Origin of the sequence: Nostoc sp., from assembly GCF_036916985.1 — a bacterium.
In the GTDB taxonomy this organism is placed as follows: domain Bacteria; phylum Cyanobacteriota; class Cyanobacteriia; order Cyanobacteriales; family Nostocaceae; genus Nostoc.
In genome coordinates this window covers 251,424-272,962 of the sequence record NZ_JBALFD010000027.1, presented here as the reverse complement: position 1 = coordinate 272,962, position 21,539 = coordinate 251,424, and the positions used below count along the sequence as shown (strand labels likewise).

Below are 21,539 nucleotides of genomic sequence, written 5' to 3'. Positions count from 1 at the left end.
CTAGTCTGTTCGCGTAGCGTGCGCCTTAGCGCAGGGCGGCGATCCGTCAAAAGTTGATGCTCCCGAACCAAATTAGGTGACGCAAGAAGAACCAAACGGTTAATCAAAATAGTCGAAAATTTAAGGACTAAACCTGAAGCTAGTGTTCCACAAGCAAGTGAAGGATCAGTCTTCTATCTTACTTGCACCTGAAATCAATAACACAGTTAGAATTCTGAGATTGGGCTGGAGAATATCTAATTCTCTAGCCAATCCAAATCAGAAATTATGCAATCACCAAATCCAATCTCACTCGACTCGCTGACCCCTTCACTACTGACTTCTTTAGAAGTGTGCAGTGATGAATCAGTGTATGCTCCCGGCTATATTCAGCCGCATGGACTGTTGCTGATGCTGCAAGAGCCACAGCTAACAATCTTGCAGATTAGTGAAAATGTGGAACAGTTTTTTGGGATTTCGGCAGAAGCATTGCTGGGTCAACCATTACAACGGTTATTTTCTAACGTTCAAGTGCAACGACTTGCTGGGTATCTAGCTCAAGATAACTTGGAGCTTTGCAATCCGTTTGGGCTAAAAACGCGGCGTCGGGTTGCTCAGACTGATTGGCAACTGAAAAATCAAACATTTAGAGGTGTGATGTATCGGATGGTAGATAGGTTGATCCTGGAACTAGAACCTCAGCAATCCAGCAACAGCAGCCATTCAACCCAGTTCTATCACCGCCTGCAAGGGGCGATCGCCAATCTCCGTAATGCCACTAACCTGAAAAGTATGGCTCAAACCCTTGCCAGAGATATAAAAGCAATGACTGGGTTCGATCGGGTGATGATCTACCGCTTTCAGGCAGACGACAGCGGTGTGGTGATTGCGGAGCAGAAACAGAGGCATTTAGAAAGCTACTTAGGACTGCACTATATGGCGACAGATATTCCCGCGCCAGCCCGCAAGTTGTTTTGCCGCAACTGGATGCGATTCATTCCTGATGTCAATTACACCCCGATCCCCCTAATTCCCAGCAACCATCCTCTGACGGATACACCCCTGGATCTGAGTAATTCTGTGTTACGAGGAGTCTCTCACTATCACATTGAATACTTACAGAATATGAGGGTTGCTGGGTCGATGACGATTTCGTTGCTCGACGACAAACGCCTCTGGGGATTAATTGCCTGTCACCACTCCAGCCCGAAACTAGTGGATTATGAAACTCGCCAAGCCTGTGAATTTTTAGGACAGTTTGCCTCAATTGAACTGGTGCATAAACAAGAACAAGAATTGCATATTTACCGAACACAGGTGAAAAGGATTCAGGATGAACTACAACAGTCATTATTGCAAGAGTCCAATTTGATTGAGCAAGTTTTGAGCCGAAATACTTTTCAATTACTGGAGCTAGTTCATGCTCAAGGAGCGGCGATTTCACTTGACGGTCATCTGACATTAGTTGGTCAAACGCCATCGATCGCCCAAGTGCAGGATTTAGTGACGTGGTTGGTGCAACATCAGGGGGAACAAGTGTTTGCTACCAATTCCCTCTCACGTTTATATCCAGAAGCGAAGGCATTTAAAGATCAAGCTAGCGGCATTCTCGCAATTTCAATTTTATTCAATCATGTTAAACAAAAGTCTTACCACATTATCTGGTTTCGACCAGAGCAAATCCAGACAGTGAATTGGGTGGGCAACCCCCAGGATACAGTGAAAATCAATGAAATTGGAGAGATGGAATTGTGTCCCCGAAAGTCCTTTGAACTGTGGAAGGAAACCGTGAGAGAAACTTCCTTGCCTTGGGAGATTGCGGAACTAGAAGCTGCTAGTGAGATGCGAAATACGCTGATGTTGGCACTGCTGGAGTTTTCCCAGATAGCCCTAGAACAAGCCGCAGAACAAGCCGCGATCGCCAACCGCGCCAAAAGCCAATTCCTCGCGAAAATGAGCCACGAACTACGGACTCCTCTCAATGCCATTCTGGGATTTTCTCAGTTGATGAACCGCAGTGGCAAGATTCCACCTGAGTTTCAAGAAGATTTAGACATCATTAGCCGCAGTGGAGAACACTTGCTAACCTTGATCAACGATGTGCTGGAAATGTCCAAAATTGAAGCGGGTCAGTTACAGCTAACGGAAAACTATTTCGATTTGCATCAACTAATCCACTCCATTAGAGATATGGTTTCCCTCAAAGCTTTAAATAAAGGAATTGATCTGAAAACAGAGCAGCATTCCAGCGTTCCTCGCTATGTGTATGGTGACGAATCAAAACTGCGCCAAATTCTGCTCAACCTGTTAAGCAATGGGATCAAATTTACGACAATAGGCAGTGTAACTCTGCGATTACAAGTTTTGACCGGGAGAGTTGGCAGCGTCAACTCACTTGATTCAACACAACGCAGTCCCTCTCTTTCTATCGATGATTCCAAACCAATCATCACCCTTCATGTAGAAGTTGAAGATACTGGATGTGGTATCGCTCAGTCTGATCTAGAGACTGTGTTTGAAGCCTTTATCCAAACAGAACTAGGTCGCCATAATCAAGGTACAGGATTAGGCTTATCGATTAGCCGTCAGTTTACCCGTTTAATGGGTGGTGATATTACAGCCCACAGTACTCTGAATCAGGGGTCAACTTTTATTTGTGAGGTTTTACTGAGTTTGGCAAAGTCAGTGGATATAATCACCTCAGATATAACTTGTACTGTTATCGGTCTGGAAGTTGAACAGTCCACTTATCGCATTCTGGTAGTGGAAGACGTTAGAGAAAATCGTCAGTTGCTTGTCAGGCTATTGGAATCAGTTGGTTTTGAGGTTTGTGCTGCCGAGAACGGAAATGAGGCGATCGCTCTTTGGGAAAAATGGCAGCCCCACCTGATTTTTATGGATATTCAAATGCCGGGAATTGATGGCTACGAGACTACTCGACAAATTCGAGGGAGGGATGCAGGTAAAGACGTGGTGATTATTGCGGTGACGGCTTATGCTTTTGAGGAAGACTACACCACCAGCATTCAAGCAGGTTGCAACGACCACATCAACAAACCATTTATAGAAGCTATCCTATTTGAGAAGATTGCACACTACTTAGGAGTCCGCTACTGCTACCGCGAAGAAGCTTTATCGGGGTTAGACCAGCAAACTTTACCTCAGAAATCCCTAACTACCAAAGATTTACAGGTAATGTCGCCAGAGTGGATTATTCAGGCGCATCAAGCAGCTTTGGATCTCAACGATGCCGAACTCTACAATCTCATCGCTCAAATCCCCAATGAGGAGCAAGTTCTCGCCAATGGTCTGAAATATCTGGTGGATAATTTTGAACTGGAGGCGATCGCAAATCTAACCCAAACTTAGAGGATGTTTGAAAAGTATTGGGCGAATAGAATTCGCGGCTACACAAACGTGGACTAAGAAATCAAGGTTTTTTAACCCACGGAGGTGGGTTTTGCCTGTGTAGGTGCGGTTTCTAACCGCCCTTTTAGCGCATTAATTTAGAATCATTCTAATTGCTCATTTCAGGATAGTAAAACTATGAATTCTCCATTTCTCGGAATGAATCCTTATTTAGAAAATCCTGTGTTTTGGTCAGAAGTACATCATCGATTGATCACAGCGATCGCAGATACTATTGAGCAAAATATTCCCCCACAGTATCGAGTTGCAATTGAACAACGTACTTATTTAAGTGATGACTCCGATTCTGTATTAGTTCGCATACTTGATGTTTCGGTAGATATATAGGAGTGCGATTTGATTTCTGAAAAAATCTAAGTATCTGTAGGGTGTGTTATGGCGTAGCCTAACGCACCTAAATCGTTAACTGGTGCGTTAGCCTTTGGCGTAACGCACCCTACTGGCGTGGCAAGGCTAAAATGTTGCAATAGAAAAATTAGGTTATGTTTCTAAAATCTCAATATTTGAGACATTTGTAATGCACTATTTTAGTCTTGCCACGCTACTACGTATATTTCAGAAATCAAATATGAGTCCTATAGAACCGATTATAATAAAGAACCAGTACCACCTCTAAAATCGGAAGATGCTGTATGGTCTGATACCCTTTTACGCGAACAAGGGTTAAGAAATAATTAGTTTTTACTGTAAATTAAAGGGGTTAAGAACCTGCAATCTACGTGTAGCACCCATTTCAGTCTGGGTTTAAATCCTCGCCTGAAATGTCTTTAATTTTGAATTTTGTTAGGGCAGCGTAAAGCCTGCGGCATGGCTTCTCTACGAGACGCTGCGCGAACGCTTAGAGCGAGTCTGCGTACCCTTACAGGGAAGCAAGCTACGCTTTTAGCGTCTCGTAGAGAGCGTCATTTTGAATTTTGAATTGTTAATATTTCCCATTTCCCTATGGCTAATTTACTTAAATCCCCTTCAGAAACGAATATCCTCATCGTGGACGATACCCCCGATAATCTACGTTTGTTAGCCAAAATGCTAGACTTGGAGGGTTATACTATTCGTAAATCCCTCAACGGGAGAATGGCATTACAAGCCGCCGGGCGAAATCCGCCGGATCTTATTCTGCTTGACATCAATATGCCCGAAATGAATGGCTATGAGGTTTGTCAACAGTTGAAAGCATCAAAAAAAACAGATCAAATTCCGATTATTTTTATTAGTGCCCTTGACCAAATTAATGATAAAGTGCAGGCTTTTGAATTGGGTGGACAAGACTATATCACCAAGCCATTTCAAGAACTTGAAGTGCTAATACGAGTCAGAAATCAGTTACTTATCAAACAGCAACATCAACAACTTATTGAGCAAAATCAACGCCTAGAGGGTGAAATTCAGGAACGCCTAAAGGCTGAAGCAGAGGTAAGGCAGCTATCTTTAACTGATGAGTTGACAGGATTATATAATCGACGTGGTTTCTTTTGGCTGGCAAATCATCAATTCAAAATTGCCCGACGCACAGAAATATTTTGCTGTCTTTTGTTTGTTGATTTAGATGGTTTAAAGCAGATTAATGATTCTCTAGGGCATGAAATAGGAGACAGAGCGATCATTGACACAGCCAAATTACTAAAACAAAGCTTCCGTGAGTCGGATATTATTGCCCGTATAGGAGGAGATGAATTTGTAATATTTATTTCTGTCTGCTCTCCAGGCAATACAGATGAATTTCGTCCGCGATTGCAAGAAAATATTGATCGCTTTAATCAAGAGCATAATTACTCATATCAACTATCCATAAGTGTTGGTGCTACTCAATGTGCTTTAAATGAAAACGTTTCATTAGAACAATTGCTAGAAGAGGCTGACAAGCTCATGTATGAGCATAAACGTGCTAAACGTCTCGTAACTTAACAAAACATAAATATTGGCCTCAGTTGCCAGAATTCAGAATTGAATTCTGTATAACTTGTGAGCCAAGGCTTTGATTAAAATTTTTTACCTATTCTCTTTACTTATAGGACTTACGCAAAATATCTCTCAAACTCTGATTTCTCCGTGCCCTCTGTCCTCTGCGGTTCCTTATTCCGTAACTCGTGCGTAAGTCCTAACTTATTCCAAATGTTATTTCCCCGTGAGCTTCACTAGTCCAACACCACCGAAATAAAGCGCTAAAACTGCTCCCGCTAAAAGACTTTGAGTCAGGGGATCAGTAGAAGGTGTCAGGACAGCTCCTAAAACCACTGCTCCCATAATCACGTAACGCCAACCAGAAACCATCTGTTGAGACGAGACAATATTCAAATTACCGAGCAACAATTGGATGATGGGAATTTGAAATGCTAAACCAGTGCTGAATAACAGTAGCAGCACAAATTCAAAATATTTATCAATTGACCAAAGTTGTTCGACTACATCCGCTCCGTAGCTGATGAAAAATTTCAATGCGGCGGGGATAAGAAGTAAATAGGCAAATACTAAACCTGCCCCAAACAGCACACTCGAACCCAAAACCACAGGCCCCAGTAAACGGCGTTCACGGCGAGTCAGTCCTGGAACCACAAATTGGATAATCTGGTAAAGAATGAAAGGACTAGAAATTATGAAGCCAGTGTAAGCTGCCACTTTGAGGGAGACAAAGAAATATTCTCCTGGTGCAAGTTGGAGAAATTTTACTCCTTGTGCTGGAACCTCAAGTAGTTGGACAATGGGCTTAACAGCAAAGAAACAGCCGATAATGCCCACCGCTACGGCAATCAGCGAATAAAAAATCCGCTGCCGCAACTCTTCTAGGTGGTCGAAAAGGGACATTTCGATTTCACCTGGCAACTCATCAAGAGGATCGGTGTCTGAGTTGCCATATCCTTCAGGATCGATGTTGGGAACGTTTATAGTATCTACGTCTTGTGAAGGCGTCACGTCGCTTCGCTCCGAATTCAAAATTCAAAATACCCTACGAGAACGCCAAGGGCGTACAAAATTCAAAATTAACAATCCCCTAAATTTATTTATGGGCTTGTATCATGAGTTTTTGTCAGTCATCGACCATTTCGGTGACCGAGCATTCTTCATTATTTTATCTGGGGAATGCAGCTACCATAGATATGTTTTTGGGTGCTGTGGGTTTTTGTCCTGTTTTTTGGGTTTGCATCTGCATAAGTTAGTAGGAAGCCATCTTGTAGGCAATGCCTAACCTGAAAAAGGGTGGAACCGATAATTAAGAAATCACGTCTCTGCGACCAGTAGCGCTGAATGAAGAGTGCTGAGTGCTGAGTTGAAAGACCGCCCACGTTCGCGCAGCGTCTCGCAGAGAGGGGCATGGCAAAAACCCAAGTGCGAAAGTACCGAGTACTCCTCTTCTTACTCAGCACGGGCTAAACGCCCCGCTACCGCTAACAGCACTGAGTATGGTAAATTTACACAACTTCAAAACTTCAACATTTAACACTCAGTTTTAAAAATCCGGTTCATCAAGGTGGCATCTATACATAGCGTAATCGGAAATTTTTAGCTGAGGTTGGGTATGAACCGAACAATTTGCATTGCCCTCATGGCATTGCCTATTTATTTATACAATGTTGAGCTAGGCAATACTTGTAGTAGTGACGTGACTATTGTTAAAAACCAGTTTTCCACAATAGCTGCTCTAATTGCTTACAGTACAAATGCTCAATCACGCATATTACCGTGGCAAATATCGGCTAGAGATGACCAAACCGAAGATTGCCTTCGGCTTGGTATTTGCAAAGATTGATAAGGGAACTCCAAGAAATAAATTATCCAATATTGTGGGGTGGGCATCTTGCCCACCATACAAACTGGGCGGACGAGACGCCCACCCCACAAGAGTTATTGGATATTTTTTTATTTGTCAGTCCCTAAAAAAAGGCAGCCCCATCATCAAATAAAATTAATGGTTGTAGAATATCAACGTACAGTAGTGGTTACAGGAGCCTCAACAGGAATTGGTCAGTCCACTGCTTTGCTTTTAGACCAGTTGGGCTTCTCTGTTTTTGCTGGCGTGCGTCAAGATATTGATGCTCAAACACTTAAACAGAAAGGATCGCCAAGGCTGATTCCGATTTTTTTAGATGTTACTGATGCTGAATCGATCGCAGATGCCGTTGATAAAGTAACAAATGCAGTCGGTGGTGGGGGAATTTTGGGTTTAGTAAATAATGCCGGAATTGCTGTCCCTGGCCCCTTAGAATTATTAACGATCGCCGAATTTCAACAACAAATGCTGGTTAATGTCACCGGACAATTAGCAGTCACACAAGCATTTCTTGGTCTATTACGCCAGAGTCGGGGGCGAATTGTCAATATGGGTTCCATTGCTGGTAGAAGTCCAACGCCGTTCTTGGGAGCTTACAATGCGTCAAAATTTGCGTTGGAAGCACTCACTGATGTGCTGCGGATGGAGTTAAGACCTTGGGGAATCTCCGTTTCTATTATCGAACCTGGTGCGATCGCTACCCCAATTTGGGAAAAGTCTCTCAGTCAATCGGAAATAGCACAGGATGATTTACCACAATCGGCACAAAATCTCTACGGGCAAGCCATGAATATTGTCCGCAAAAAAATGCAGATTCTTGCATCTGGGGGAATTTCTGCGGATATTGTCGCTCAAACCGTTATTCAGGCGCTCACTGCAAAGAAACCTAAGACGCGCTATCTTGTTGGACAAGATGCCAAAATTGGAGCGTTGCTAAAGCATATTTTGCCCGATCGTCTACATGACAGAATAATTTTATACTCAATGGGGCTATAGATTACTGATTGTCAATACTTCAGAGTTCACATCGCACTTAGTTATACTTTAGCGAGAGTGATAAAAGCGGGCTAAAGTCCATTGCCAATCAAAATAAAAGATGCCCAATAATATGGGTGACTAAAGTTACTAGCTGCTACAGGTGCGTTGTGACCTAGAGACTTCCAGTTTCCATTAATCAATGAGACTTGAGCTTTTCTTAAAGCTTCAACTTTAGTCAAATTCTCAGTAGAGAGGATACCATAAAAAGCACTCATGAGTGCTTGTGTACCGCCATCATCCACAGACCACAAAGAGGCGATCGCAGCTCTAGCACCAGTTTGTTGCATCTGATAGCCAAAGCCCAAAATTTCCTCACCGTTACCTAACTTGCCTCCCAAGCCGGTTTCACAGGCGCTCAACACTACTAAATCTACATGGGGGAGTGACCAAGTGGCGACATTTCTAAAATTAACGCGATCGCCATTCCCGAATAAAATAAACGAATCTTCTGGTTTACCCACAACAAAAGCTGCATGAGTCGCTAAATGGACAATTGTATAATCATCCATTTGGGGTACAGCAACGCTGGGGGTAAAGGCATCGTCTAAAAGCTTCTTAGTTTCAGGAACCGCAGCTGCTAGACTTTCTACCTCCTGCGTTGCAAAGGGTAAGCCAGCGTAAGCAACCTGTCGATTCCCAACTTTGATTTGATAATTACCTTTAGTAAAAGCACCGGCTAAAACTCGCAAAATAGATTGTTTTGGAGTATTTAAGTTAGTCAGACTGGCAGATGTAATGTGATTAACATTAAAGCGCTGCACTAGCCATTGCTTGCCATCATATAAAGCAGTTAAAGGAATGTAGCGTAACTGGTCATCAGGAGCGTAAATTAGAGTTTGTGTATCTGATGACTCCAGGTCTTTTTCTATCGGTTTAATTAGCCAGTCATACAATTGTTGTGCAGATGCTTTAATATTTTGGCTGGGGTCGATTAAAGCTTGGCGGAAAACACCAATTGATTTATAGAGGTTTTCGCGTTTTACAGCAACGGTACGATGAATTGGTGGAGATTCAGGAGTGACTAGTACCAGTTCCAAGCTATCTTTTAAAATCAATGGGTAGAGTAGTGCTGATTTTTGCGGTAATCGCGCCAAATTATCGCGAAGTTCGTTGAGACTCTCTAAATCCAAATTTTGCCGCCTAGCTGTACGGCTAATTTGCTCTATCTGTGCTTTGACTGAAGGACTATTGATAAATTCGTTAAATTCATCTAGAAGTTGCTGTTGATTTAAGACTAATTGCTCGATGCGTTGTTTTTGTTCGAGCGATCGCTCTTTGGGGCGAATTTTCCGTAGTGTCGTCAGTTCTTTACCCAACACAACAGCATTATCCAGAGTTTGCTCTAACTTTTGTTTAATTGGTTTTTCTGTTGCGGCTATATTAATACCTTTGACAGTACGTTGATTACCTGACACATTTTGGAGATATTCTTCTAGTTCTTCAACCTTGAGCAAATCCATTGTCCTTTGTGCTTCAGCAACACGTTCTTGTTTGAGTAATCGTTCACCCAAAATACGATATGTCTGGCTAACAGTTATGCTGTAAGCATCTGGTTGCAGCACACTCAGCGCTGATGGATTCAAGCGAGCTTTCTCACGATTAATCAAGCAGTGCTTGTAGAAAAAAATTGCTAACTCTGGTTGGTTTTGAGTATCAAATAAGTAACCTATATTACTGTAGGTTTTGCCAAGTCGAACCAGATCCTCAAGTTCTTTGTTAATTAATAGGGCTTGCTGATAAGATTTAAGTGCTTCTTTATACTTTTTTTGGCTTTGGTAGATTCTACCGATGTTGTTGAATGTTACCGCTTCCCAAGAACGCTCTCCAAGTTCTCTGCTGATGGCTAATGCTTTTTGTAATTTCTGCAACCCTTGTGTAAATTGACCTTGGCGAGATTCTTTGATAGCTTCTTCATTGAGCCTTGCAACTTCTGATAGTTGATTATTCTTGGGTAAAGCTTGAGCTTTTTCTCCAGATTTGTACCTCAACCTTGCATTTGTGCTTACATGGTTATTGTCTGGGTATACCATCCCAAAACCTAGTAAACTAAGTAGAGTCAAAGCAAAAACATTAACATACTTAATATTAGGCTGCATAATAAAATACTCCCTGTTCCAGGAGGGTACATATTAAATCAAGAAGTCCGGCAACGCAATTAATTTTTATTTGGAAAATTTATAGGTGCTGAGAAATTTGAACATGTCAGAAGAAAAATCCAGCCAACCAAAACTACCACCAACCAGTTCGCTTGACAATCCATCAAGTCATGAATTTGGGAATTGGTTTGAATATCCTGTGAGAGTGCAACCCCACCACACTGACTATGCCGGCATTGTCTGGCACGGTTCCTATATAGCTTGGATGGAAGAAGCACGCATTGAATGCTTGCGATCTATCGGGATTGAATTTGCTGATTTAGTCACTATCGGCTGCGATTTACCAGTTGTAGAACTGTCGGTGCGCTATCATCACTCAATTCAATTAGGTCTAACAGTGGTGGTAAAAACGCGTATGGCTGAGGTGACTGGCGTCCGAATCAATTGGGATTATGCCATTGTCTCAACTGATGGACAACAATTGTACGTCACCGCCAAGGTGACTTTAGTCGCTTTAGATCGCGAAAGAGGTAAGATTATGCGTCAGTTGCCAGCGAGTGTTAAGGATGCATTAGCCAAGATTTCGGCATTAAATAACAATTTTTAATTTTCTATTTGCCACTTTGTATCTGGGAGATAGTTTGAGCAAACTGCGTTACGTGGTGCCAGATATCTTGCGGAGTAATGCCAAAACTGATATTTAATAAGATTAGGATTGCGGCAATAGTCAATGCACTCTTTAGGGTTGCTTTCAGCAACTTCCATAATATTATGAAGACTATCCAAGCTACAATCAGCGTAGCAATCATATATTAATTCCTTTATACATAATTCCTTAATAATTGCCCTTATCTGAGAGTGTGTTTATTCACAAAGGGTAAATATATAGCTATTACAGCCAACTAATAGCAGTTACTAAAACTGGTTTCTTTGCGTAAATGTTCCAAAAGTATTTTACACGAGAATCAGACAAGAATTTGGATCTCAGGCAAATTATTTGGCAATTTGGCAAACGTCCGAAAAATCTGTTTATTTGTTTGTAGATATGTATAAAAACGATAAATGAGCAGGAAGCCACTAAATATATTGTAGGCAGAAATTAGGCTTTAGTCTGAAGTGAGAACAGATATATTCAGATCCCCGACTTCTTCAAGAAGTCGGGGATCTTTTGGTTCGATTTAAGGTTTTTATCGCAGAGAAATTATCTGCGAGTGAGTCTCTAACTTTTCAGTCGCTATTAAAACTTCTTGTCTTGCCCATTTATCTGCTGCCAAAATGTCATCTAAAGAGGGATTTGTACGGTTATCATTTTGATGGCGATCGCACACCCATTCGATACACCGGGGAATATCTAAAAAGCGAATTTTTTCATCTAAAAATAAAGCCACAGCTTGCTCATTGGCGGCATTCAACACAGCAGGCATCGAACCACCAGCTTTACCCACAGCATAAGCCAACCGCATACAAGGATACTTCTGGTGATCTGGTTCGCGGAAGGTTAAATTTCCAGCTTTGACTAAATCTAGTCGTTCCCAGTTGGTGTAGATGCGATCGGGCCAAGATAGGGCATACAGTAAGGGTAAGCGCATATCCGGCCAACCGAGTTGGGCTAAAACTGAAGTATCTTGCAGTTCAATCAGTGAGTGAATGATACTTTGGGGATGAATGACAATTTCGATATTGTCATAATCTAATCCAAACAGAAAGTGAGCCTCAATTACTTCCAGCCCTTTATTCATCAAAGTAGCAGAGTCTACTGTGATTTTCCGCCCCATCGACCAATTCGGATGCTTGAGGGCATCAGCTACGGTTACATCTGCTAATTTTTCTACATCCCAGTCGCGGAAAGCCCCACCAGATGCAGTCAGCAAAATTTTCCGCAAGCCATCCTTGGGAACACCTTGGAGACATTGAAAAATTGCAGAATGTTCGGAATCGGCTGGGAGTAATTTGACACCATGTTTTTCAACTAGGGGTAGAACTACAGGTGCGCCGGCAATCAGGGTTTCTTTGTTCGCTAAGGCAATATCTTTACCAGCTTCAATCGCTGCGATGGTAGGTAGCAAACCAGCACAACCAACGATGCCCGTAACAACAGTTTGGGCATCGCCGTAACGGGCAACTTCTATCACTCCGGCGTCACCCGCGAGTAGAATCGGTTGGGGATCGAGGTCAATGATTGCTTCTTTAAGGGCTGGTAATTGCTCTTCTGAGGAAATTGCTGCTATTTTCGGTCGAAATTGCCGAATTTGAGCAGCCAACATTTCCACATTACGCCCAGCTGCCAATCCCACAATCTGAAATTGATCTGGGTACTGAGTGACAATATCTAAAGTCTGAGTACCAATAGAACCAGTGGAACCAACGAGAGTAATCGCTTTCACAATTGCTTAAGGATTTACAGACAACTCCCACTATAAATTGCTGGGGACTCTTTAATCACAGCAATCACCATAATCGATACATTGCCGAAGAAGAGCGGAAGAATGAAAGTGCCCGCGTGTCTCCATGTCCTCTTTTTCTCGTCCCTGCGTCAGCCCCAATTTGTTAATTTCAAAGTTTTACAACAGATAAATCTCAAAAGATGTAACTAGACAAAATATGTATTTATAAATACTATCTTTTTAAAGAGAAACTCCGAGATAATTGGCAAAAGTAACCAAATAGGAAATAATTTCAATTAATTGCTAATTTGTCCAGTTTGTTAATTATGTTGGCGCAGGATTTAATATGCAAGATGTTACTCATAAATTGCTGTGTTACAGCTATATGTATAAGGATGTAGAAAGGAGTTTGTTAAAGCACTCAAGCTTATGGTCAAAGTTCAGATAGTTATAAAAAAAGTTTTATGGAAAAATGATTTCCTGTTTCCAGCCGCAATATGGTTTGCCAGTAGGATATTCATCTGGACTGCTATGTTGCTGATTGCGCCAAAACTACCATTACCAGCAGATGAATTTTTGCCCCATTTTGGCTGGGGGATTTTTGATGCTTGGGATAGTATACATTATCGAGCGATCGCAACTTCTGGCTATGAATTTGCCAATGACGGCAAACAGCATAATCTGGCCTTCTTTCCCCTATTTCCCTTAAGCATCTGGGTTTTGATGAAATTGGGCTTACCGTTTGAACTAGCAGGTATGTTAGTCAACAATTTGGCATTTTTTGCAGCGCTTTACTGTTTATACTTTTGGGTCAAGGAGCATTATGGCATCAATGCAGCGCATTGGGTAACATCTGTGGTTTCTTTGTATCCGTCGTCCATGTTTACGGGAGTGATTTACACAGAGGGGCTGTATTTATTTTTGAGTACGGCAACTTTACAGGCCTTTGATCATAAACAGTATGGCTGGACTGCCTTTTGGGGTGCAATGGCCACAGCAACACGTCCTACAGGTATGGCATTAATTCCAGCATTAGCGATCGCAGCCTGGAAAGAACGCCGATCACCCATTGCCTATATAGCTGCTTTGACTACCGCTATTGGCGTACTTCTATTCAGTTTGTATTGTGCGATTTATTTTGGCAACCCTTTAGCTTTTATCGAAGCACAAAAAGGATGGCGACCAACTCTGGGCTTTGATTGGCAGGGTTGGTTAAATATGTTCATGCAAATTGTAGTCGGCAGAGAAAATTGGCAGAATGGTTGGGTTCAAAACCCCTCTGGCAGGATTCAAGATCCTTGGTATCTCTTCTTGTTTGGCTTGAGTGTTGCCAGCAGCTATCTTTTATGGCGTTTCCGTCAAAGTTTTAGTTCTGTAAAATTATTCTATGGCTTTTATGCTTTAGCCTTACTTTTGTTGATTCTAGCAAGCGAACAGTGGATTAATAACTTGCTCAACTTGTTCATGGTCTTGGGTGGTGGCTATATATTGTGGCACTTACACACGCAACTGACACCGATTACAGTGATTTATGGCTTTTGTGGTATTGGTTTGCTGTTGGCTTCTGGAGGCACTATCTCCTTGAGCCGTCTCGCTTATGGTATTGTGCCCTTGAACATAGCCATTGGTGTGCTGTTATCTCGCCATCCTCGTCAGGGATATTTAATATTGGGGGCTTTTATGACACTACTAGCCAAAATAGCTGTAGGATTTGCCCAAGAGCGCTGGGTTGGTTAGAGGGTGAGGGTTGATCCATTCCATATAGATGAGTTGCATTGAATTTTCTAATGAATTTATTTAGTCAAACGAAGATCGCGATCGCTTCATTATTTCTAGGTGTAGGTGCCATATCTTTTGGCTCTATTTTTATGAAAATGAGCGAAATGGAACTCAGCCCCAGTGCCACTGTATTTAATCGCTTTTGGCTTGCTAGTGTGGTTTTCTTACTCTGGCATGGATACAAGGCAATACGGCAGCGATTTTCCAGAGAAAAACCTGTAGAACAGCAACCTTACACCAGTCAGGATCTATTGCTATTGCTAGGTGCTGGTATTCTTTGGGCTGCCACTTTAGTTTTGTTGGCTTGGTCACTAACTCAAACTAGCGTAGCAATTTCTAGTGTGTTGCATAATCTCGCCCCTATATTTACTAGTTTAGGGGTGTGGCTGTTATTTCGTAAGCGTTTTGAGCGCCAATTCTTGATTGGGATGGTTGTTGCCCTTGGGGGAGCGATCGCGATTGAATTTGAGGAACTGCAAATAGCCACAGACGAAGTTCAAGGAGGCTTGGCTGCCATAGTTTCGGCAATTTTATTGAGTGCATACCTGCTAATCGTAGAAAAATTACGCACCAAATTTTCTCCGGTCACAATTCAGTTATGGATCTGTGCGATCGCAGCTTTAGCTATTTTCCCCATACTTTTATTCACTCAAGATCAACTTTTCCCTTCTACAGTCAACGGATGGCTTTGGGTCATTTTCCTAGCTGTAATCTGCCAAGTTTTAGGTCATGGGCTTTTGACCTATAGCCTTGCTAAGTTTTCCTCTGTGGTTGTCTCCTTGGTGCATCTCTTAGAGCCAGTATTTAGCGGTATTTTCGCTCTGGTAATATTTTCGGAAACATTAACTTTATCAAATTGGGTAGGTTTTGCCGTAGTTTTAATCGGTTTATACTTAGCCGTATCTAGCCAAGCTGCTGTTAATTTGCCGTTTCAAGAATCAGTCACAAATATAGTTAACACTTTCGTTAAAAGTATGACGAGCAAACTGTCATTACTAAAGCAACAATTCTCCGAAACACCAGCTTTATTAGGGACTGTCTCATTATTGTTTGCCCTAATTCCCATATCTTTAGCACCATCTCTAACCAAATTGTGTCAACAAGAAATTGGTGCAAATGCTGTAGTATTTCATCGCAGTTGGATTGCTACAGTTGTCTTTGGTCTGTGGAATGGACTTGAGGCTTACCGTTACCAACAATCCATTGAAGGAGGTAGGAGGGAAGAGACAGGGAGCAGGGGGCAGGGGGCAGGGGGCAATATTACTCCTGCCTTTATTGATCGCCAATCTATAGAACAGAAGCCTTTTACGAAACAAGAAGTGTGGCTATTGTTGGCAATGGGAACCTCTGCTGGAACCTACCTTCTCTTGTGGGCTTGGGCGCTGAGTCAAACTAGTGTTGCCAATGTGGCTTTACTATCTAATTTGAACTCCTTATTTGTTGCTTTAGCTGGGTATTTTTTATTTGGTCGGCGTTTCGATCACAGATTCGTGATTGGTCTGGTCATCGCCTTGGGGGGAGCGATCGCATTTGAACTCAATAAGGTACAATTTGCAACCGATCAAATATTGGGTGATGCCTTAGCATTGCTTACTGCGGTTTTCATGGCCACGTGTATGCTGCTAATAGAACGACTACGAACCCGATTTAGCACTGCAACTATCATGCTGTGGCGCTGTGGAGTGACAACAATGTTTCTACTACCTGTCCTCCCATTCCTTGAAAATAGACTATTTCCCTATTCCTGGACGGGTTGGTTTTTCATCATATTCCAAGCCCTCTTCTGTCAAGTCTTGGGTCAGGGACTTTTAGCTTATAGCCTCAGCAGAATCTCTTCAGGAGTTGTCGCCGTCACGCTTCTTCTAGAACCAGTTCTAGCTTCCATTTTTGCTTGGTTTATTTTTTCAGAACAAGTCGGTTTGTTTGACTGGGCAATTTTTGCCGTAGTTTTAGTAGGTATCTATTTAGCCCAATCTAGCCAATCCACTGTTCAAGTAACAAACGAAAGCTTGTAGCATCATGACAGTTACCTATAAGAATAAGCTGGCATTATATTAGCAATCCGATAGCGAAGCGGTAGCGAGTCAGACGCTCCTGCGTCGCTAACGCTGCGCTATCGAGCGTCTTTGATTTCTGAATCACTCGTAGAGGTAAGGGACTGGGGACTGGGAAGAAGGAATAAAGGTGTACTGAGTTTTGTTCAAAGATCAAATATGAGTCTTATATTAGCAATCAAGCTTTTTGTAGTGGCTGTTAATTTTTTGTGCCTTTTTGTTACAAAATAGTGTTCCTAGAACAATACGGTTCAGTTAAGGCTAAAACTCTGTTATCAAAGTCAAATTTTTAACGTAGACGCAAAGCGGCTTGCCGCAGGCTACCGCCAAGGCGCAGAAGACGCAGAGAGAAGAAAGAAATGCTTAACTGAAGCGTATTGGTTCCTAGAATATCAATTAAAGGTTAATTTATCTATCTATAAAGATGAATATCAGGAAAAAAATTTTGGCTAATAGTTTATTTTTTGTCATAGCAATGTGGCTGTCGAGTAGACTTTTAATAGCTATCACAATGTTACTAATTGCCCCATTGTTCTCAACTCCATCAAATGGTGTTTCTGCCACCTTTAGCTGGGATGTTTTTTATGCTTGGGATAGTGTTTGGTATGAGAGAATTATGACTTCTGGTTATGATTACTCTAGTAACTTCAATGAAATGCATACAGTCGCATTTTTCCCTTTATTTCCATTGTTAAGCCGTATCGTTATGTACGTTGGCTTTACTCCCAAAGTGGCAGGTATATTAGTTAATAATTCGGCTTTTTTTGCTGCTTTACTCATACTTTTTTATTGGGTACAGGAGCTTTACGGAACAAGCACAGCACGATGGGCGACAGCTACTTTAGTATGGTGTCCCTATTCCCTTTATGGAACCGTAATTTACACTGAAGGTCTGTTTTTGTTGTGTACTACATCTGCCTTACGAGCTTTTGATAAAAAGCAATATATTTGGGCAGGATTCTGGGGAGCATTATCTACAGCAACGCGACTACCTGGAGTTGCACTCATCCCAGCTTTTATATTTGTTTCTTGGAAAGAACGTAGAGGTATAAAAGCCTATATTGCCAGTTTAACTGTTGGCTTGGGTATATCTCTGTACAGTCTTTATTGTCAAATTAAATTTGGCGACGCTTTGGCTTTTATCCATGTACAAAAAGCTTGGCGTGGTGATGCAACAGGGTTTGCTTGGGAAGGTTGGTGGATGATGTTGATGCAAATTACGGTAGGTTTTACTAATTGGAAATCTGGCTATATTAAAGACCCTTTACATCCATTATTATTTTTGATAATTATTATTAGTGGCTGTTTATTATGGCGTTTTCGTTTACATCTAGGGATGATAAAATTCCGCTATGGATTATATTTTTTATGGCTATTATTGTGGATATTGACAGGAGATGAAATAGTTAAAATTGCCCTAGTTTTTGGTGGAATCTATTTACTATGGTTCTCACGAGCTAAAATTCCCCTTGTTACTGTTGTCTATGGGTTTTCTTCCTTCACTTTAATTTTAAACACTGGGATTACACCCTCGGCTGAACGCTACGCTTACGGGATTATATCGCTGTCAATGGCATTCGGGTTATTACTTGCCCGTTATCCTCGTTGGGGATACCCAATTATGTACTTTTTTGCAATACTAATGTTCACATTTTCTATTCGATTTGCCCGCGATCTTTGGGTAGCTTAAGAGGATATTTTAAAAGTCCTCTGCTCGCTAGGAAAGCGTTTTAGATCCCCCTAAATCCCCCTTAAAAAGGGGGACTTTTAGAGATTTTGCCCCCCTTAAAAAGGGGGGTTGGGGGGATCAAAAAGTGCCTAAAATTACAGCTACCCACTTTTAAAACATCCTCTAAGTTGATATTATTCATTAGTATTTTATCTATAAATAAGATACCCGACTTCTCTGAGAAGTCGGGTATCTGTGGCTTTTAGTATGATTAATTTTTGGTAATCAGTGTAAATCCATCAACGGCTCCTATAACTTTACTACCAGTTAAATTAATTTGCTGTAAAGCCATATTATCTAATAGCAAATAAGATTTATTAGATAACATTTTTTGTAAAATTGGTACAGTTGCAGCAGTTACCTTGCAATCGCTGTAAAAGTCCAAGCTAGGACGCCCATACGCAAAAGAAGTATAAATTTGTGTTCCTGGTGAAACATTTGCCCGAATTAAGTCTGCAACTGGTTTAACTGGAAAAGCTTCCTTTAATTCCCAAATCCATGATTGCGAACTCATTAATAGTGCTAAAACTAAATACATCCCTGTAAATAGCGCCGGAATAAAGTTGCGATCGCGCTTTTTAATTAGCCATGCTGTGATACCCATACTTATTGTCAAAATAATGCTCATGACTATCAAAATAGGCTGTTTTTTCAGATAAAAGTAAACACAACCTCCTAAACCAGCAACAGCAATAATAGTCAGAAATATAGTCCAAGTTCTTACCCTAAAATTACCATGTTGCCAAATTTCGCTAAATCTAGCACCAATTGCCAAAGCTAAAAATGGATATACAGGCATCACATACCAAGGCAGTTTAGTTCTCATCAAAGAAATAGTTCCTAAGTAAATAATTGTACCTAATAGAACTAGATAACCCCAAGTATGATGACGTTCTTTCCAAGCTAGATAAAGCCCTCCAGGTAAAAATAATAGCCAGGGAAAACCATATTTAAGTAATTCTAATAAATAATACCAAGCAGGCCCGCTATTACCTTCAACAGATTGTACCAGGCGGTCAAAAGCTTGTGCTTGAAAATGCACTTCTAAGAAAGTATTACCATAATGTTGCCACTGAGCAATATACCAAGCGATCGCCGGGGCATTTCCTAACAAAATTCCCACCCAGAGATAGGGACTTTTTAATAAAGCTAATTGTCGATCTGCAAGCAAAAATAAACAGGCGATCGCCCCCAACAGGAAAACTATCATCCCTTTTGTCAGAATAATTAACCCCAGACAAAATCCCACCCCTAGAGCATATTTTCGGTTCTGACGTGCCTTCAAAAAACAAAACAGCAACAGCAAGAAAAAAGAAATAGTCATCCCATCTAACATTGCTAGTCGTCCATGACGCACCACAGGCAACATTGTCAAGTAAACTAAAGCAGCAAATAGAGCCGGTAAACTTTGCTGAAAGGCCAAACGCCCCAGCAAGTAAAGCAAAGGCACTCCCAAGGCAGTTAAAACCGCACCAGGTAAGCGTGTGGTAAATTCTTGTACTCCTCCTAAGTTGTAGCAGCAAGCAATTAACCATTGCATCAAAGGCGGTTTTAATAAAAATGGTTCACCCTGAATAGTTGGATAAAGCCAGTTACCAGTGCGATAAATTTCTCTGGACACTATAGCGTAAGTACCTTCATCCCAATCTCGTAAAGGGGAGTTTCCTAAAAATATCAGCCAGAGAACTAGAGATATTACCAGTAAGCTAAATAACCATTCTTTTTCTTGGAATACGATCGTTCTTTTTGTGAATAGCTTTACAATATTTATGCTATACATTTAGGTTTGATAATTATAGTGAATAATATTGCTAATTATGCATCTAAAATACTCACAGTGAAAACTTTTTTGGTGGTATGAGGAAAAAACTTAATCAGCTTGGTTATCTTGGTTGGATAATTGGCGTGAGTGCCTTAATTTTGTTTGGATGCAGCAGCTTACGACATGAGTTATTTCAATCAAACGCTTTTGACTTAGGAATTTTTGACCAAGCGATTTATTTAATTAGTCAAGGGGAACCGCCTATTAGTTCTTTCATCGGTTTTCATATTCTCGGCGATCATGCTACTTGGATATTCTATATCTTGGCTTTACTGTATAAAATTTACCCTAGTGTTTATTGGCTATTTGCTGTGCAGTCAATTGCCTTGGCATTAGGTGCTTTACCAACTTGGCATCTAGCGCGTCAAGCTGGACTGAAGGAAAACCAAGCAATAGCGATCGTATTTGTATATCTCTTGCAGCCATTGGTGTTTAATGCCAATTTATTTGATTTTCACCCAGAAGTGATAGCTGTACCACTACTATTGACCGCAGTTTTAGCAGCACGGTTAGGTCAGTTGGGATGGTTTTGTTTAAGTATTTTTGTGGTCTTGGGATGTAAGGAAATAGTGTCCCTCACTGTTGCTGGAATGGGAGTTTGGTTGCTGTTGTTTGAAAAACGGCGTTTATATGGTGCGATCGCTCTTGGTGCTGGTGTCACCTGGTTTTTGATTGCTACTCAGGTAATTATTCCTTTTTTCAACAGTGCAGAAGCAACAGCATTGGTACGTTACAGCTATTTAGGTAATTCAGTTTTAGACATTGCTAAAAATATCGTTTTTCAGCCAGGACTAATCTTGGGAAAGGTTTTTGTATTGGATAACCTGGAATATTTAGTTCTGGTGCTAGCACCTGTGATTTGGTGGCTTTCCCTGCCAGGAATCAAACCTTTGGTAGGAGCTATTCCTTGTTTGGCACTCAACATTCTAGCTGATTACTCACCTCAAAAAAATCTGATTCTTCAGTACTCTCTTCCAGTGCTGCCATTTTTGTTGTTGGCTGTAATTTCTAGCCTCGCCGCAGGTAGGGGATTGCTACAAAATAAACGAGCAATTATTCTGTGGTCATTAGTGGTGTTTTTAAGTCTGGCAAAATTTACCTTGTTTGGAGGTAAATACTTAAAATCTATAGATACTTGGCAAGCTACAAAACAAGCGATCGCTCAGATTCAAACTCAAGGAAGTGTTTACACCACAGCACAAATTTCCCCGCATTTAAGCCACCGAAAATTGATTACATTTACAAATAACGATTCCCCACCTGCTGATTTAAATACTTATAATTATGTATTACTGAATGTCCGTCATCCCAGTTGGTCAAATACTCAAGAGTTTGCTGGTAGCTTGGTAAATCAACTGAAAAATAATCAAGAATTCCAGTTGAAATATCAGCGTGATGAGGTGTATTTATTCGTCAAAGTTGCTTAAGCAGCAGTTTTTGGATAACTTTTTATCGAAGTAGAA

At 41.3% G+C, this 21,539-nt stretch carries 15 protein-coding genes and 1 pseudogene; 11 read left to right on the top strand and 5 right to left on the bottom strand.

The window, feature by feature from the left end; genetic code table 11:
• Positions 1 to 75: 75 nt before the first annotated feature.
• The 4 genes and pseudogenes from V7L07_RS11365 to V7L07_RS11350 form a co-directional block, all read left to right on the top strand.
• Positions 76 to 192, top strand: a pseudogene (locus V7L07_RS11365) (transposase DNA-binding-containing protein); the annotation flags it as partial.
• 75 nt (positions 193 to 267) lie between these two features.
• Positions 268 to 3,348: a response regulator gene (locus V7L07_RS11360; RefSeq protein WP_335057786.1), complete on the top strand. Its 3,081-nt coding sequence runs from the start codon at positions 268 to 270 to the stop codon at positions 3,346 to 3,348.
• Between the two features lie 177 nt (positions 3,349 to 3,525).
• The gene (locus V7L07_RS11355; protein WP_335057784.1) at positions 3,526 to 3,735 is read left to right on the top strand and encodes a DUF4058 family protein; all 210 of its coding nucleotides are present in this window, start codon (positions 3,526 to 3,528) and stop codon (positions 3,733 to 3,735) included.
• A gap of 615 nt (positions 3,736 to 4,350) precedes the next feature.
• Positions 4,351 to 5,313, top strand: coding sequence for a GGDEF domain-containing response regulator (locus tag V7L07_RS11350; RefSeq protein WP_335057782.1), 963 nt, complete (start codon positions 4,351 to 4,353; stop codon positions 5,311 to 5,313).
• 210 nt (positions 5,314 to 5,523) lie between these two features.
• Here the strand turns inward: V7L07_RS11350 and tatC are convergent, their stop codons facing one another.
• Positions 5,524 to 6,318 carry a twin-arginine translocase subunit TatC gene (gene tatC, locus V7L07_RS11345; RefSeq protein ID WP_334697171.1) on the bottom strand — a complete coding sequence of 265 codons (795 nt, stop codon included), beginning with the start codon at positions 6,316 to 6,318 and terminating at the stop codon, positions 5,524 to 5,526.
• 604 nt (positions 6,319 to 6,922) lie between these two features.
• Here tatC and V7L07_RS11340 point away from each other — a divergent pair.
• Entirely contained in the window at positions 6,923 to 7,153 is a 231-nt protein-coding gene (locus tag V7L07_RS11340; protein WP_292848643.1) for a hypothetical protein, read from the top strand.
• Between the two features lie 159 nt (positions 7,154 to 7,312).
• Positions 7,313 to 8,170 (top strand): SDR family oxidoreductase, encoded by an 858-nt coding sequence (locus tag V7L07_RS11335; protein ID WP_335057779.1) that lies wholly within the window; start codon positions 7,313 to 7,315, stop codon positions 8,168 to 8,170.
• A 71-nt stretch (positions 8,171 to 8,241) separates the two neighbouring features.
• Here V7L07_RS11335 and V7L07_RS11330 read toward each other — a convergent pair whose 3' ends face one another.
• Positions 8,242 to 10,308 carry a CHAT domain-containing protein gene (locus tag V7L07_RS11330; RefSeq protein WP_335057777.1) on the bottom strand — a complete coding sequence of 689 codons (2,067 nt, stop codon included), beginning with the start codon at positions 10,306 to 10,308 and terminating at the stop codon, positions 8,242 to 8,244.
• A gap of 103 nt (positions 10,309 to 10,411) precedes the next feature.
• On the opposite strand from V7L07_RS11330, the gene V7L07_RS11325 reads away from it, so the two are divergent.
• On the top strand, positions 10,412 to 10,915 hold the full coding sequence (locus V7L07_RS11325) for an acyl-CoA thioesterase (protein WP_335057775.1): 504 nt from the start codon (positions 10,412 to 10,414) through the stop codon (positions 10,913 to 10,915).
• A 4-nt stretch (positions 10,916 to 10,919) separates the two neighbouring features.
• Here V7L07_RS11325 and V7L07_RS11320 read toward each other — a convergent pair whose 3' ends face one another.
• Together V7L07_RS11320 and dxr are read right to left on the bottom strand one after the other, a co-directional pair.
• Positions 10,920 to 11,117, bottom strand: a complete 198-nt coding sequence (locus tag V7L07_RS11320; RefSeq protein WP_334705584.1) for a hypothetical protein — start codon at positions 11,115 to 11,117, stop codon at positions 10,920 to 10,922.
• 378 nt (positions 11,118 to 11,495) lie between these two features.
• A complete protein-coding gene (gene dxr / locus V7L07_RS11315; protein WP_335057772.1) occupies positions 11,496 to 12,692 on the bottom strand; it encodes a 1-deoxy-D-xylulose-5-phosphate reductoisomerase in 1,197 nt (398 codons plus the stop codon).
• A 429-nt stretch (positions 12,693 to 13,121) separates the two neighbouring features.
• Here dxr and V7L07_RS11310 point away from each other — a divergent pair, with 429 nt between their 5' ends.
• From V7L07_RS11310 to V7L07_RS11300, 3 genes are all read left to right on the top strand, one after another.
• Positions 13,122 to 14,429 carry a mannosyltransferase family protein gene (locus V7L07_RS11310; protein ID WP_335057769.1) on the top strand — a complete coding sequence of 436 codons (1,308 nt, stop codon included), beginning with the start codon at positions 13,122 to 13,124 and terminating at the stop codon, positions 14,427 to 14,429.
• A 50-nt stretch (positions 14,430 to 14,479) separates the two neighbouring features.
• Positions 14,480 to 16,486, top strand: a complete 2,007-nt coding sequence (locus V7L07_RS11305) for a DMT family transporter (RefSeq protein ID WP_335057767.1) — start codon at positions 14,480 to 14,482, stop codon at positions 16,484 to 16,486.
• A gap of 463 nt (positions 16,487 to 16,949) precedes the next feature.
• Positions 16,950 to 18,215: a mannosyltransferase family protein gene (locus V7L07_RS11300; RefSeq protein ID WP_335057765.1), complete on the top strand. Its 1,266-nt coding sequence runs from the start codon at positions 16,950 to 16,952 to the stop codon at positions 18,213 to 18,215.
• A 250-nt stretch (positions 18,216 to 18,465) separates the two neighbouring features.
• Here V7L07_RS11300 and V7L07_RS11295 read toward each other — a convergent pair whose 3' ends face one another.
• Positions 18,466 to 20,034: an ArnT family glycosyltransferase gene (locus tag V7L07_RS11295; RefSeq protein ID WP_335057763.1), complete on the bottom strand. Its 1,569-nt coding sequence runs from the start codon at positions 20,032 to 20,034 to the stop codon at positions 18,466 to 18,468.
• Positions 20,035 to 20,111: 77 nt separating this feature from the next.
• On the opposite strand from V7L07_RS11295, the gene V7L07_RS11290 reads away from it, so the two are divergent.
• A complete protein-coding gene (locus V7L07_RS11290) occupies positions 20,112 to 21,503 on the top strand; it encodes a DUF2079 domain-containing protein (protein ID WP_335057761.1) in 1,392 nt (463 codons plus the stop codon).
• Positions 21,504 to 21,539: the final 36 nt, after the last annotated feature.

Excerpts from the sequence above, each read along its gene's own strand:
- V7L07_RS11340 (WP_292848643.1), top strand. The coding sequence starts at position 6,923 with ATGAACCGAACAATTTGCATTGCCCTCATGGCATTGCCTATTTATTTA.
- V7L07_RS11325 (WP_335057775.1), top strand. The coding sequence starts at position 10,412 with ATGTCAGAAGAAAAATCCAGCCAACCAAAACTACCACCAACCAGTTCG.
- V7L07_RS11305 (WP_335057767.1), top strand. The coding sequence starts at position 14,480 with ATGAATTTATTTAGTCAAACGAAGATCGCGATCGCTTCATTATTTCTA.
- V7L07_RS11350 (WP_335057782.1), top strand. The coding sequence starts at position 4,351 with ATGGCTAATTTACTTAAATCCCCTTCAGAAACGAATATCCTCATCGTG.
- V7L07_RS11360 (WP_335057786.1), top strand. The coding sequence starts at position 268 with ATGCAATCACCAAATCCAATCTCACTCGACTCGCTGACCCCTTCACTA.
- V7L07_RS11335 (WP_335057779.1), top strand. The coding sequence starts at position 7,313 with ATGGTTGTAGAATATCAACGTACAGTAGTGGTTACAGGAGCCTCAACA.
- V7L07_RS11310 (WP_335057769.1), top strand. The coding sequence starts at position 13,122 with ATGGTCAAAGTTCAGATAGTTATAAAAAAAGTTTTATGGAAAAATGAT.
- V7L07_RS11320 (WP_334705584.1), bottom strand. The coding sequence starts at position 11,117 with ATGATTGCTACGCTGATTGTAGCTTGGATAGTCTTCATAATATTATGG.
- V7L07_RS11355 (WP_335057784.1), top strand. The coding sequence starts at position 3,526 with ATGAATTCTCCATTTCTCGGAATGAATCCTTATTTAGAAAATCCTGTG.
- V7L07_RS11295 (WP_335057763.1), bottom strand. The coding sequence starts at position 20,034 with ATGTATAGCATAAATATTGTAAAGCTATTCACAAAAAGAACGATCGTA.
- V7L07_RS11300 (WP_335057765.1), top strand. The coding sequence starts at position 16,950 with ATGAATATCAGGAAAAAAATTTTGGCTAATAGTTTATTTTTTGTCATA.
- V7L07_RS11330 (WP_335057777.1), bottom strand. The coding sequence starts at position 10,308 with ATGCAGCCTAATATTAAGTATGTTAATGTTTTTGCTTTGACTCTACTT.
- V7L07_RS11290 (WP_335057761.1), top strand. The coding sequence starts at position 20,112 with ATGAGGAAAAAACTTAATCAGCTTGGTTATCTTGGTTGGATAATTGGC.